This window comes from Peptoanaerobacter stomatis (assembly GCF_000238095.2).
Classification (GTDB): domain Bacteria; phylum Bacillota; class Clostridia; order Peptostreptococcales; family Filifactoraceae; genus Peptoanaerobacter; species Peptoanaerobacter stomatis_A.
The window spans coordinates 1121863-1137474 of the sequence record NZ_JH815225.1 but is presented as its reverse complement, the minus strand read 5'-3'; the positions used below and the strand labels follow the sequence as shown (position 1 = coordinate 1137474).

Below are 15612 nucleotides of genomic sequence, written 5' to 3'. Positions count from 1 at the left end.
TATGTCGAAGATAACAATACGTGACGTGGCAAAACAATGTAATGTCAGTGTCAGTACAGTATCAAGAGCCATAAACAATCATCCTGAGATAAACCAAAGAACAAGGAATATAATACTCAAAAAGATAAAAGAATTAGGATATACCCCAAACTCCAATGCGAGAAATTTAAAACGTTTAGAAACAAATACGATAGCCGTACTTATAAAAGGGATAGGAAATTTGTTTTTTCAACCTATGTTTAAAGTTTTGGAAAACGAGATAACTAAAAACGGATACTCATTTTTACTATATAAAGTAGAAGAACAGGATAATGAAATAGATGTAGCATTGAAACTCTCCCAAGATATAAAGCCTAAGGGAATAATATTTCTTGGCGGTTGTTTTATGGACGAAGATAAAAAAATATTGGAAGAAATAGGTATACCTTTTGTAGTTACAGCTATAGTAAGCAAAAATATGAGCATAAAAAATTCGGCCTGTGTCGGAGTGGATGATTTTTTGGAAAGCAAAAAAATGGTTAATTACCTTTTGTCGCTCGGACATAAAAAAATAGCCATAATAGGTTCAAGGTATGATGATGCAAGTATAGGTATGCTTAGAGTCAACGGCTATAAACAGGCACTTACAGAAAATAATATAAGTATAGATGAAAATTTGATATTTACAACCACAAAAAATGAAGACCCTTATACATTTGAATACGGTTATAAAACAATAGATATATTGCTTGATAAAAAACTTGATTTTTCCGCTATATATTGCGTATCTGATGCAATAGCGATAGGAGTTTTAAAAAGATTAAGAGAAAAAGGTATAAAATCACCGAGAGACTATTCAGTAGTAGGATTTGACGGACTTGAAATAAATGATTACCTTAATCCAACAATAACAACCATTAAGCAACCGGTAGAAAATATGGCACTTACGGCATGCAATGTACTTTTCAATATAATATCCGGTAAACCTTACAAAAAAGTGGTAACATTTGAAGGAGAATTGTTTGTAGGTCAAACAACCGACAGATTCTAAATTTTATTTTATAATTAACATTTTTTAAAACTGTATGCAAAAACATATGTTAAATTATATAGCTGAATTTCACTGAAAGTATAATAAAATTAATTGCGATGATAATAAAAATCATATAAAAAGAGGTAAAGATGAGAACATCGGGAATCTTACTTGCCATATCCTCGCTTAACTCCAAATACGGAGTTGGAGATTTCGGCAAAGAAGCATATAAATTTGTAGATATAATTCAAAAAATAGGCTTTACAATATGGCAGTTATTGCCACTTAATCCGCTCGGCTATGGAAATTCACCTTATCAGCCGTATTCATCACAAGCAGGAGATGAAATATATATAAGCCCGGATTTGCTATATGAACAAGGGCTTTTAAAGAAAAAGCCTAAACCACTTGAAAATAATGATAGAGTAGATTATGAAAAAGCAAGAAAATTAAAAGCGGAAATATTAAAAGAAGCATTTAAAAATTTTAAAAAAGATAAAGATTATGAAGAATTTATAAAATTTGACTTCGTTTATAAATATGCGGTTTTTCTTACACTGAAAAAAGCAAATAATCTCAACATTTGGAATAAATGGGATAAAGAACAAAAAAATTGGATAATCGATAAAAAACTTGACCTTTCACAGTATAATGAAGGCATAGAATACGAAATGTTCGTACAATATATATTTTATAAACAATGGACGGATCTCAAAAAATATGCCAACTCAAAAGGCATCAGAATAATGGGAGATATACCTTTTTATGTAGGGCTTGACAGCTTGGATGTATGGGAAAATCAAAAGTCATTCCTGCTCAATAAAAATGGAAATCCGAAATTTATAGCGGGAGTACCGCCTGATTATTTCAGTAAAAACGGACAGAGATGGGGAAATCCTATATATGATTGGAAATATCTTAAAGAAAATGATTATGATTTTTGGATTAAAAGGATTGAATACAATGCAAAACTATATGATATATTGAGAATAGATCATTTCAGAGCATTTGACACATATTGGCAAGTAAACGCAAGAAATAAAACAGCCAAGGCGGGCGAATGGATAGAAGCACCCGGATACGAAGTATTTGACCTTATAAAAAAGAAATTTCCGAAATTGGAGATAGTAGCCGAAGATTTGGGCGGACTTAGAAAAGAAGTTTTACAGCTAAGAGATCATTATAATCTCAAAGGTATGAAGATATTGCTGTTCAGTCTGGATCCAAATGAAGGTAATAACAACTTTTCAGATAAGAAAAATATGATTATATATACAGGTACACACGATAACCAAACCGCTATGGGATTTTTTGAAAGTCAAGACAAGAAAACAAAAGACTATATAATCAAACTTTTCAAAGAGCATAATTATGATGATGAAAATATAACAAACGGATTTTTGGAGATGACATTTGACAGCATAGCTGACTATGCCATAGTACCTGTTCAAGACATATTAGGTCTTGATGACAGTGCAAGGATGAATACTCCGAGCACGCTCAACAATCTAAATTGGAGTTTCAAATTAAACTCTATGGAAAAATTGGAAGAAAAAACAGATTATTTACACAAATTGCTTAAAAAGACGAAAAGAATTTAAAAAACGTAAGTAAATTATCTATAACATTTTATTTGGAGGAAATAAAGATGGCGAGTTTATCGTTGAAAAATATTAATAAAGTGTATCCTAACGGATATCATGCCGTTAAAGATTTTAATATGGAAATAGAAGACAAAGAATTTATAATATTTGTCGGTCCGTCAGGCTGTGGAAAATCAACTACACTTAGAATGATAGCAGGCTTGGAGGACATATCATCAGGCGAACTTAAAATAGATGACAAAGTGGTAAATGATGTAGAACCTAAAGATAGAGATATAGCCATGGTATTTCAAAATTACGCACTTTATCCTCATATGAACGTGTTTGACAATATGGCGTTCGGATTGAAGATAAGAAAAGTACCAAAAGATGAAATAAAAAAGTTGGTTACAGAAGCTGCAAGAATATTGGATATAGAGCATCTGCTTGACAGAAAACCAAAAGCTCTTTCAGGTGGACAAAGACAAAGGGTAGCTATGGGTAGAGCAATAGTAAGAAACCCTAAAGTATTTCTTATGGATGAGCCTTTGTCAAATTTGGATGCAAAATTAAGAGTTCAGATGAGAATAGAAATATCAAAACTGCACCAAAGATTAGGCTCAACGATAATATATGTAACACATGACCAAACAGAGGCGATGACACTCGGCTCAAGAATAGTAGTAATGAAAGACGGTATAATTCAGCAAATAGATTCCCCTCAAGAACTTCACGAAAAACCTAACAATATGTTTGTAGCAGGATTTATAGGCTCACCTCAGATGAATTTTATAGAGGTGGAAGCAGTGCAAAAACAAGACGGAGTTTATTTGAAAAAAGGAATAATAGACGTAAAACTTCCTGAATATAAAGCAGACATCTTGAAAAATCAAGGATATATAGGCAAAACGGTAGTTATGGGTATACGTCCTGAAAATATACATGATGAAGTTGCATTTATATCAATGAGCGAAGAAAGCGCAAAAGTTAACGCTCAGATAAAAGTGTATGAAATGATGGGAGCGGAAGTATTTTTATACTTCGATATAGAAAATGTAGAGTTTACAGCAAGAGTAAACCCGAGAACAAACGCAAGAGTTGGAAGTGTGGTAGACTTTGCATTTGACATAAACAAAATACACATATTTGATAAAGAAACAGAAAAAACAATAACTAATTAAAAAATATATAAACACTCATTTAAAAAATATATAACAGTAAAATTTTAACAGTAACTCATCAGACAATTTATTTTACAAAACTTTGAAATAAAATATTTTTAGATAAAAAGTTTTATGATTTACAGATGACTGTTTTTCAAAATGAGTGTTTATTGTTTTGAGAAAATGGGTAATAAGTTGTTATAAATAACATTGTATAAGTATATTACTAAAAGCCCTTAAAAATATTTACGGAGAGGAAACTATGTTAAAAAAGAAGTTAAACGAGATATCGATTAATCAATATGATAAAGAATTTGACAAACTTACCAAACAACAGATATATGATACATTGTTGATATTTACAAAAGAACAAATAGAAAAATTGCCTAAAAATAAAGGCGAAAGAAAACTTTATTATGTGTCAGCGGAATTTTTGATAGGAAAATTACTATCCAACAATCTTATAAATTTAGGGCTATATGACCAAGTAAACAAATTATTAAAAGAAATTGACCTTGACATGTCACAGATAGAAGAAATAGAAAACGAACCGTCTTTAGGCAACGGAGGCTTAGGAAGATTGGCAGCCTGCTTTTTAGACTCAATAGCAACATTAGGTCTTAATGGAGATGGTATTGGTATCAATTACCACTTAGGTCTGTTCAAACAAAAATTTATAGATAATAAACAATTTGAAGAACCTAACAATTGGATAAGAAAAAACAGTTTTCTTAAAGATACGGGAGAAAAATTTGATGTAAAGTTTGGAGATTGCAAAGTAACAGCACATATGTATGACATAGCTGTTACAGGTTATGAGAGCGGATATAACAACCTGCATCTTTTCGATATAGATACTGTGGACGAAAACATAGTAAGAAACGGTATAAGCTTTGACAAAACAGATATAAAACGTAATTTAACTCTGTTTTTATATCCTGACGATTCAGATAAAAATGGACAATTATTAAGAATATATCAACAATATTTTATGGTCAGTGCAGGAGCTCAACTCATATTAAAAGAACTCAGAGAAAACGGACATAAGATAGAGGATTTGCATAAATATGTAGCGATTCAGATAAACGATACACATCCTACACTCATAATACCTGAGCTTATAAGACTTTTGACAGAAAAAGGCATAGATTTTGATGAGGCGGTAGATATAGTAACAAAGACAGTAAATTATACAAACCATACGATATTGGCAGAAGCACTTGAAAAATGGCCTTACGAATATCTAAAACAAGTAGTGCCTCATCTCATGCTTATAATAGAAAAATTAAACACAACAATAAAAGAAAGATTCAAAAGCAAAAAAGTACAAATCATAGATAAAGAACATAAAGTTCATATGGCGCATATAGCCATACATTTTTCATCCAGCACAAACGGCGTAGCTAAACTGCACACAGACATTCTCAAAAAAGAAGAACTCAAAGCATTCTACGAAATATATCCCGAAAAATTTAATAACAAAACAAACGGCATAACATTCAGAAGATGGCTGTTAAATTGCAATGAAGAGCTTACAGACTTTATAACAAGTCTGATAGGAGACGGGTTTAAAAAAGATGCGAGAGAATTGGAGAAATTATCACAATTTGTAGATGACGAGCAGGTTTTAGACAAACTGTTGGAGATAAAAAAACATCACAAACAAGAGCTTGCAGATTATATAAAATCACACGAAAATATAGAAATTGACAGCAATTCTATCTATGATATACAGATAAAAAGACTTCACGAATACAAAAGACAACAGATGAATGCACTTTATATAATAGATAAATATTTGGACATAAAAAAAGGTAGACTTCCTAAACATCCGATAACAGTAATATTTGGAGCAAAAGCTGCACCGGCATATACCATAGCCAAAGACATAATACACCTTATATTGACACTGAGTGAACTTATCGAAAAAGACGAAAAAGTGAGCAAGTATCTTAAGGTGGTAATGGTGCAAAACTATAATGTGAGCTACGCACAAAAACTCATACCTGCTTGCGATATATCAGAGCAAATATCATTGGCATCCAAAGAAGCATCAGGAACAGGCAATATGAAACTTATGTTAAACGGAGCCGTTACACTCGGTACAATGGACGGAGCAAACGTGGAGATAGCTGAGCTTGTAGGACAAGATAATATATATATATTCGGCAAGACAAGCAAGCAAGTAATAAATTTATACAAAAAATCGTCATATGATCCTAAAAAATATTATCAAGATGATGAATGTATAAAAGAAATAGTAGATTTTATAATCTCGGACAAACTCACAGAGCTTGGTGACAAAACGTCACTTACAAGGCTGCACCAAGACATATCACAAAAAGATTACTTTATGGCACTTTTAGATTTAAGAGCATATATAAAAACTAAAAATAAAATGACAAAAGCCTACAAAGACAGACACGAATGGGCTAAGAAAATGCTTATCAACATAAGTAAAGCAGGACAATTTTCATCAGACAGGACAATCGAAGAATACAACAGAGAAATATGGCATTTGTAAAATATTAAACATATCTTACTGAAATAAGGGAGATATTTAAACTTACAACAGATTATTTTTAAGATTTATATTATGAGCTGTAATTAGTTAATATTAAAATATTTTTTAGATTGTTGTTTAAAATAATTGTCAGTATAGCCTATATATTTGATTTTAAATATATACTGATTTTTTAAAACACAATATTAGATTTTATATTTTCATTTGGTTAAATTAGGAGAATTGTTAATGAAAATAATCAAAAAGTTTTTTGCTGTAATTACTGTTGTAATTATGATGTTAAGTGTTTTTTTACAAAATTTTAACACTTATGCAGATGCTCCTAAACAGTTAGATTCAGGTTTTGAGAAAAAAGTTAATGTTAAATTAAGAGAAATTACAATAAATGGCGGGCAATATCTATATAAAGATTATAAGTGGACAGATATAACAGGGGAAAAAGAAATAAAAATAGATATTACCTCTACTACTGGATTTAGATATATTTCTGACAGTTCAGAGGTACCTTCAGATAAAATTCCTAAAATTGTGAATGCACAAAATCCTATGACAATAATGTATGATTGGGAAATTGAAGATGCATCAGATGTTAAGTTAAATGATTATTTCGTAATTAAATTACCTGCTTTGGATGTTTTTGAATATTCAGGAGATAGAACAGGTATAGTGGAAAATGAAGAAGATACAGCCGGCACAATAGGGAAAATAGGCGATTTTGAATATAAATTTAATGGACAATATTTGATAAAATTTACAAATCAAAAAGCTTTAGGAACCACTATAAAAGGAAAAACAAAATTAGTGGGAACAGTTAAAAAAACAAATGCTGATATACAAATGAACGACAATGATCCGTCAAATCCTACAGAGCCACTAATCATAAGACAACCTAATAACCCGGGGCCTTATAAGCCGAGACATTTAGGGGTATCATGGTATAATAATGACGGAAAATTGGAAAAAGGTGGAGAGCAATCAACAAAGGAGACTCTACGTTGGAGAGTAGAAGGCAATAAAGCCCAACTTAGAGATATTTTAAATAACGGTAGCTTCGAAGAAAGAAAAGATGTGTTGATTGAAGATACTTTGCCTGACGGGTTAGAATTTGATGAGACATACCTAAGTTTATATACTCGAGTATATCTTATGACGGAAGATGATAAAATGAGCTTGGACTATATAGGATACAGAACTCATATAGCAGCTTCTGATAAGAATAAAGATTACTATAAAAAATGGACTTCCAATCCTACTTATGATGCAAAGGAAATAGAAGTTATCAAAGAAAATGAAGCAGATGGAAAAACATTAGATATTTTCAGAGAAGAAATAAAACAAAAAGCATTAGGATATGGTATAAATACAAATAATATACAAAAATTTGTTGCAGGTATATATAAACACTCAGATGGAAGAAGTACATTGATATTTCCGTGGGGAAATTCTCCAAAAATCGGTATAAAATATCATGACTTATATGGTGGTAAAAATAGCTTTGATGCTATGGTAGATAGCGTTCAAGTGAATGAAATAGCCAAGCTTTCATCATGGATAACTTCTGCTCAGGCTACTAAAACAAAAGCGGCTTATAACGGAAAAAATGTTATGAATTTTGTATTGGAATATAACGTCAAAGTAGCTCCAAAATATCAAAGAGACGGTCAGACATTTAGAAATGAAGCTAATTTATCCTATTTAGATTCACAAGGGGCACGCAAAAATGAGTCGAAAAACAATAGTATTACTTTTGTTTTAAGCACTTCACAAGGAGCAAGAACACCTTTAGATCTTGTAGTTTCAAAGAAATGGCAAGAAGTAGAAAACTCAACTTGGGCTACAGATAAAACAAATAGCTCGGAAATTATAAAAGTACAATTATATGCCAATGGAGAAAAAGTAAACGGTAAAGAATTGGAGTTAAAGAAAGAGAACAACTGGACGAATACATTTAAAAATTTACCGATATATGAAAATACAGATAAAATAAAATATACCGTAGAAGAGATTATAACAGGAAATCCTGACTATGAACCGGTATATGGAGAAACAAATTATTCATCAAATCCATATAGAATAGAAATAAAAAATGTCAAAAAATCCACTATAAAAAGAACTATAAAAGTAGATAAAGTATGGATAGGAATGGATAATTGGAAAGAAGATAAAAAAAATAATGCAAGTGTAGAAGTAAAATTATATGATAAAAGCGATTTATCCAAGACAGCCATACAGACATGTGTATTGAATAAAGACAATAACTGGGATTATGAATTTACTGTGCCTAAATATGATATGTCAGATAGAAAAATAGATTATGCCGTAGAAGAAATCAATAATTCTACACCGGATTATAAAACACAAGTTGTCGGAGACATGGAAAAAGGCTTTGAAATAAGAAATATTCAAACTACAGTTAAAAATATAAAAGTAACAAAAAAATGGGACAATTCCGATTCTGCTTGGCATAATGATATGCAAAATACGAGCGTAAGAATAACATTATTGGCAGACGGTATACCGAAAGACAGCAAAACTGTATCAAATTCAACATCATGGACAGCGACATTTATAGATATGCCGATATACGATGATGTAGGTAAAGTTATAAATTATACAACAAAAGAAACCGTAATATATACAGATAATACCGAGAAAGAATTTGCACCTATCGAAAGTAGAGTAAAAAGTGTAGACGGAATATCTGAAGAAATTACACTTACCAATATAAAACCTACAACTACCAGTGACGCAGTGCTTAGAATAAATAAAGAAATAAAAGGATACAAAGCGAATATTGATGATGTATTTACATTTAGAGCCAATTTCTTCATAGATGAGGTCCTTGATAATACAGCTTACAAATTCACAAGAAATGACGGAACAACGAGTGAGATTAAAAGTGGAAAAACATTCACTCTAACAGGTGGACAGCATATAGTTATCAGAAACTTGCCGGATAAAATCAAATATAGGATAGAGGAAACAGATTATAAAAAATATACACCTAAAAGACTTTTTGCAGAAAAGACTATAACGACAAGCACTCAATTATTCTATGAGGAAACTTTTATAAACGAAAGAACAACACAGGGAATGTTGAGGATAGAGAAAAAAGTTATGAACTCATCCGATAAGAATAAAGAGTTTGACTTTACGGTAACTATAGGTGATGATGTCAATAAAAAATATAGTTTTGTAGGAAGTAAAAAAGGAGATATATACGGTAAAGATACTATAAAACTTAAAAATGGAGAATATATAATAATAAAAGAAATAGAAGCAGGAGATATTTACAAAGTAGAGGAGAGAAACTATTCATCAGAAGGATATTCTACAAAAGTAAATGGGGAAGATAAAAGAGATTTCTCAGGAAAGGTAGAATCGGATGAAATATCAGTTGTGAGATTTGTAAATACACTTTCTGCAGGTGGCATTGGTGGAGGAGATTATCCTGATCCTATAACACCCGGCAGCGGTGGTGGAGGAGAAACCCCAAATACTCCAACTACCCCAACAATACCCAATAAACCTACAACACCGACAAACCCAACAATGCCAAATCAGAAGATACCTGTAAATCCTACAAATCCAAGACCGACTATACCGACAACATCTGAGGAGCCTAACAATCCTATAACTCCGGATATACCAAAAACACCATCTGTACCGTCTTATCCCATAAATTCATTGCCGGATCCTAAAGCTCCTAACTCTCCAAAGAGCATAATAGTTGTAGACGAAAACGGAGTACCTATTGGAACATATACTAAGCGAGTAAATCCTGACGGAACAGTAGAATATGTAAACGAAAACGGAATACCTCTTGGAGGAACAAAACTTGTAAAAACAGGTAATGAATTCCCTGAAAACAAATTAATAATAACATCAATGTTTTCATTGCTTGGACTTGTAATATTAAGACGTTATAGAAGAAAAGACAAATAAATTAAAAAACTGTAGATAAAAAGTTTAAAGCTTGATTATTTTTATAGAAATGGGTATAATTGAGAAAGTAATCTAATACTAAGTACTAATAGAATAATAGATAATTTATATTATAAGTTTATAAACAGTGTTATATTTTTATTAAATTTAGACGTATTTTTCTATAGTTCTATTGAATTTTAGTATAAACCCAAATCTGAATGGAGGTTGATAACGAAATATTGTAATATTTATTAAAAAAATAAATAGACATATGCAAAACTTGATTTTTTAAATGATATACAAATATATTGTATTAAAATAATAAGATATATTTCATTATAGCGTTTAATTCTATGGGTTTTGTATATGTCTATATGAAATTAAACAGAAAGGAGAAGATATGAGACAAAACACAAAAATAACAAGACTGCGGAGTTTGATATTGGCACTTATTATATTAATAAGCAGTATATCTGTTCCACAAAATTCATATGCACAGCCGACGGGAAAAGATGTTGCGTCTATATTAAAACCATCATTAAAAGTAACGTTGTATCAAGCCGGTAAAAAATTGGAAGATAATAGTAGTGTAGAAGGAAAAAGTCCTATAGCGGTCAATGTTGAATTTAAAGTTCCTGTTAAAAATGACAAACCTAAACCGGCTCAAGTTGTCGAAAAAAATGACTATACAAAAATAGAAATAGGTAAGGGCATAATAGTTAAAGACAGCAATTTTAAGGATATTACTTATACTAATAAAGACACAGGAAAAAAGATAAAACTTGGAGTATATAGGTTTGTGACAGACCCTGCTACTAAAAAAGTAACATTGGAAGTTGAATTTACCGGGGACAATACAGAAGATGTTTTTAATGATTATGAAGATATAACAGCCAAATTTGATGCAGATTTTAATCTGGATATATCAGACATACCTCCTAATCAAGGTGGAAATAAAACAGTAACTATATTAGATAAGACATATAGTTTTACAGTAAAAGAGCCTGATGATAAGATTACAGTTACAAAAAAAGGAAAGGTAATAGTAGACGATCCTGATAACAGGAGTATAGAATGGACAGTAGAAGTGGGTACAGATGGAGAAGTATTGGATGGCTACACTCTTTCTGATGATCTTACAAATGTTGGAGAGTATATAAACGGCTCATTTGAGTTTGAATATGGACCTGAAAAGGAAAAGGTTAATGCGAGCAATATTGCAAGTGAGGTTCAATATAATACATCAAAACAACTCCAATATACGTTTAAAAAAATTAATGGAGAAAGCATAAAAAAACCGGTTACGGTAAAATTCAGAACCAAGCTCACTGATGAAGAATTCATGGCGATTGATAGTAATTCTAAGAGTAAATCTACAACAAAGACCAATGAAGTAAAAATACTCAAAGGGGCTGAGGAAAAAGCTAAGGCGACGACAAAAGTAAATTGGTCACCTAAATGGGCAACAAAATCACATTATAAGCATGGTAAAGAAGGATACCAAAAAAAAGATGGTAACTACTATATTGATTGGGAAATAGTGGTAAATGAAGAAAAAGCAAAACTTAAAAATGTAAAAATAAAAGATATATTAGGAGCAACTACAGATACGCTTGGTAGGGATGCTTCAAGTTTTTCATTGGAGATTGTAGAAGCCGAGCTTAAATTCTATAAAGCTGATGGTACAGAGGATACATCAAAAAGTCAAAAATATGGACCTGGCAATTCTCCTATTCCTGCCGGTAATATTTTTGAGGTAGGTAATATAGATGGAAAAGTAGAGCTTAAAGTAACAACTAAATTAAACAACTTTACAGATTCCGATCTCAATAGGCGATATACTTTTAAAAATTCAGCAGAAGTTACTTGGGATAGTAATAATAATACACCTGTCAAAGTTTCAAACTATGTATATATCGGAACACAAGCTATAAATAAAGATGTTAAAGATAAAACATATTTTATTAATGACCAAAATAGAGAAGGAAGTGAACAATATTTCCTTAATCAGGAAGCTGAATGGACTATAACAGTATCTAAGGATAATATAGACAATAATCCGGTAGTTTATGATATGATAATTTTTGATCCGGAAGTTCCGTCCGGAAATGTAAAGGATTTAAAAATATTAGATTCTGCCAACAACTATGTTGATGAAATAGATGGGATAAAATTAAAAAAATTAGAACCTCAGCATCTTAATTATCATAAATATATTGGGAGTTCTGAAATTAATAATGGATTAACCTTGGACGTGAAACCATTATATTATAAAAAAGATGGAACGAATTTTGTTCATGTAGGTGATTTGATAATAGTAAAGGGATTTACACAAGATAAAAGAGAGTTTAAATTAAAAACACGTCTTACAGATCCTAAAGCACTTATACATGATAAAGATAAAGATTTAGATAAAGAAAAAGGAAGACCTTTTACTAATACTGCTTATTTAGCTAAAGGAAATCAACTTGTAGATAGGATGAGCTGTTGGACTAGGTATCTGAGCAGAATGTTGGAAAAACAGGCATTGTCTGTAGCAGATGCACAAAAGTTTAAAAATATTCCTACAGCTGATAATGCGAATAAAGGTATAAATAAAATTGATCCTGAGAATAAAGAAAAAATAAAATATTTTAATTATAATACAAAATCCGTAATATATAGATTAAGTGTCAATGCGAATCAAATAAAAGAAGTAGGCGATATTGATGTTACGGATACACTTCCTAAAGGATGGGTTCTTAAAAGTTATACTATATTTGAAGGTGAGCCGGTAAAAGATCCTGTAACAAATCCGAATGTCATAGATCACAGTAAAACTATGTTTGAACAGATAAAACAATTGGATTCAACTGTAAAAGCTACAGGAAATGGTGTATCTAAAATATTGATAGGAACTGAAATAAATACATCTATAAATCCAACACACTCTATAAATAATAAAAATATATATGTAAATTATACAGCGCCTACATCTTCAATTGATTCAGGTGAAGTTAAATTTAAGTTTAAAGATATTGACAAGGCATATGCTATACTTTTAGAAGCAGGTCCTACAGATGAAGTTTTTAAAACTTATTTGGAGTCTCAAGAGGAAGATGTTGTTGATAATAAAGTTAAATTAAATTTAGCATCAAATACCAATAGAACCCTAGAAAAAACACAAAAAATAAATATAGACAAGAACGTGTTGTTTAAAAATTATGACAGTGGAGTACAGCATGAAGATGGTTATTTGAAGTGGAATATAGATTATACTCCTTTTAAGCTTGTCAAACCTATACCATTAACAACTGATGTAGTCCTTAAAGATGAGTTGGGCGAGGGAATGGCGCTCAGATTTAATGATGACGGCACTTTGAAACTTACTGAGTCTGATGGAACGAAGAATTTTAAAATATTTGAGCTTAATATGGCAGCGGATGGTTCACTTACAGAGGGTAATGAAGTTAATGATATATCTAATAATATATCGTATACGCCATATGACTCTAATGATTCAAATTCACCTAAGGGAGGAACGCTTAATTTCAAGATACCTAACATTCAAAAGTCATATAGATTCTTTTATATAACGGATCTTACAGGAGAAGTAAATTCAAAGGTTAGCAATACTGTAAAATTGGAACAGTCAAATTTAAATAGTTCTTATACTCCGGGGAAAGAATATATTATCACAAACCAGGATGCATCTGCTAATATGACAAGAAGTTCTCGTATAGAGATAACCAAGATGGATGAATCAGGTAATCCATTAAGGGAAGTATACTTCAAGCTTAAAAATAAACAAGGAACAAAAACTTATGAAGATATTCAAAAAAGCGATTTAAATGGTAAGGTAGTATTTAACGCCATACCTGAAGGAGATTACGAACTTAGAGAAACAAAGACACTTGATGGCTATATCCTTGACGATAAAACATATACAGTAAACGTAGTGAGGATACACGGACAATTGAAAGCATCCATATCGGAAATGACGGAAAATGATAAAAGTAAAATTACTATAACAAATTATAAAGTACCTGTGGAAATACAAAAAGTTGATAAATATGATAATAATAAAATATTGCAAAATGCTAAATTTATCTTAAAAGATCGTTCAGGGAAATTGATTAGAGATAATATAGTAACAGATCAAGATGGAAAAGCTAAGTTTTATATTCCGAAGGTAGGAGACTATATACTTGAAGAAAAAACACCTCCAGCAGGCTATGAATTAAGAACTCAGCCGATAAGGATAAGTGTGGAAAAGAAAGACTCTAATGATGGTTTTAAAGTATTAATAGATAATGTTGAACAAACTGAAGCTTACAAGATAGAAAATACGCTTTCTGAAACCACTACAGCTATGCTGAAAGTGAACAAGTATATAAAAAACAGCTTGCAATCTGATAGCAATGACAAAGAGTTTGAATTTGAAGTTCATTTTTATAAGTTGAGCAGTGACAACATAAATTATGAAAATGATGATAGAGAGTATGATTATTCTATAGAACAAGGACGTTTTGAAGGAAATAAGATAAAAAGCGGAAGTAAATTCTATTTAAAAGCTAATGGAAGTTTAACTATAAAGGATATACCGAACAATACAAAATATAAAATCGAAGAATCGGAAAATGTCGGTTATAGAAAAGAAGAAGAAAGTACTGAAGGTTTAATAACAGCCGGAACAACTCAGACTCAATTATATGTCGCAAGTTTTACAAATATAAGAACAGGAAAACTGAAAATAGAGAAAAAGGTTACAGGAAATGACGGAGATATAAATAAAGATTTTGAGTTTACTGTAAAGATAGATAATAACAATATATCATCATACTCTTATACAGGAAGTAAAAGTGGCACAATTGTAAATGGTGGTACTATAACACTTAAGGATGGAGAATACATTATTATAGATGGTATTGATATAGATGATTATTATACTATTACAGAAACTGACAGCTCAGCAACAGGATATACTACAACTGTTAACGGCAAAGTAAAAGATACAAGAGATATTATAGGACGTATGGAAAAAGAGGAAGAAGATGTTGTATTTGTAAATACTCGTAACAAGGTAAATCCTGGAGGCGGAGGAAGTGGCGGAGATAATCCACCACCGAGAACACCGAAAGAAGATCCGAAGACACCACCGACAACACCGAAAGAAGATCCGAAGACACCACCGACAACACCGAAAGAAGATCCGAAGACACCACCGACAACACCGAAAGAAGATCCGAAGACACCTCCGACAACACCGAAGGAAGATCCGAAGACACCACCACCAACACCTGACACACCACCGGATACACCGCCTGCACCGTCAGTACCGTCATATCCGAGAAACAATCCACCGGATCCTAATGATCCAAACTCACCGGAAACAATAGTAGTGGTAGACGAAAACGGAGTACC

Annotated in this window: 6 protein-coding genes; all 6 read left to right on the top strand. The window is 31.5% G+C overall.

What is annotated here, in order from left to right:
• Nucleotide 1 precedes the first annotated feature (1 nt).
• The gene (locus HMPREF9630_RS04815) at nucleotides 2–1030 is read left to right on the top strand and encodes a LacI family DNA-binding transcriptional regulator (protein ID WP_009527412.1); all 1029 of its coding nucleotides are present in this window, start codon (nucleotides 2–4) and stop codon (nucleotides 1028–1030) included.
• Nucleotides 1031–1161: 131 nt separating this feature from the next.
• Complete coding sequence (gene malQ, locus HMPREF9630_RS04810; protein WP_009527411.1) at nucleotides 1162–2613, top strand: 4-alpha-glucanotransferase; 1452 nt, start codon at nucleotides 1162–1164, stop codon at nucleotides 2611–2613.
• Nucleotides 2614–2660: 47 nt separating this feature from the next.
• Nucleotides 2661–3776, top strand: a complete 1116-nt coding sequence (locus tag HMPREF9630_RS04805; protein WP_009527410.1) for an ABC transporter ATP-binding protein — start codon at nucleotides 2661–2663, stop codon at nucleotides 3774–3776.
• Nucleotides 3777–4020: 244 nt separating this feature from the next.
• Complete coding sequence (locus tag HMPREF9630_RS04800; protein WP_009527409.1) at nucleotides 4021–6282, top strand: glycogen/starch/alpha-glucan phosphorylase; 2262 nt, start codon at nucleotides 4021–4023, stop codon at nucleotides 6280–6282.
• Between the two features lie 228 nt (nucleotides 6283–6510).
• Nucleotides 6511–10227: a Cna B-type domain-containing protein gene (locus tag HMPREF9630_RS04795; protein WP_009527408.1), complete on the top strand. Its 3717-nt coding sequence runs from the start codon at nucleotides 6511–6513 to the stop codon at nucleotides 10225–10227.
• 382 nt (nucleotides 10228–10609) lie between these two features.
• Nucleotides 10610–15612, top strand: a 5003-nt coding sequence (locus HMPREF9630_RS04790; protein WP_009527407.1) for an MSCRAMM family protein, incomplete at its 3' end; no start/stop codon positions are given.

What these genes read in the sequence shown, in the direction of transcription:
- HMPREF9630_RS04815 (WP_009527412.1), top strand. Translation starts at nt 2, where the DNA reads ATGTCGAAGATAACAATACGTGACGTGGCAAAACAATGTAATGTCAGT.
- malQ (WP_009527411.1), top strand. Translation starts at nt 1,162, where the DNA reads ATGAGAACATCGGGAATCTTACTTGCCATATCCTCGCTTAACTCCAAA.
- HMPREF9630_RS04805 (WP_009527410.1), top strand. Translation starts at nt 2,661, where the DNA reads ATGGCGAGTTTATCGTTGAAAAATATTAATAAAGTGTATCCTAACGGA.
- HMPREF9630_RS04800 (WP_009527409.1), top strand. Translation starts at nt 4,021, where the DNA reads ATGTTAAAAAAGAAGTTAAACGAGATATCGATTAATCAATATGATAAA.
- HMPREF9630_RS04795 (WP_009527408.1), top strand. Translation starts at nt 6,511, where the DNA reads ATGAAAATAATCAAAAAGTTTTTTGCTGTAATTACTGTTGTAATTATG.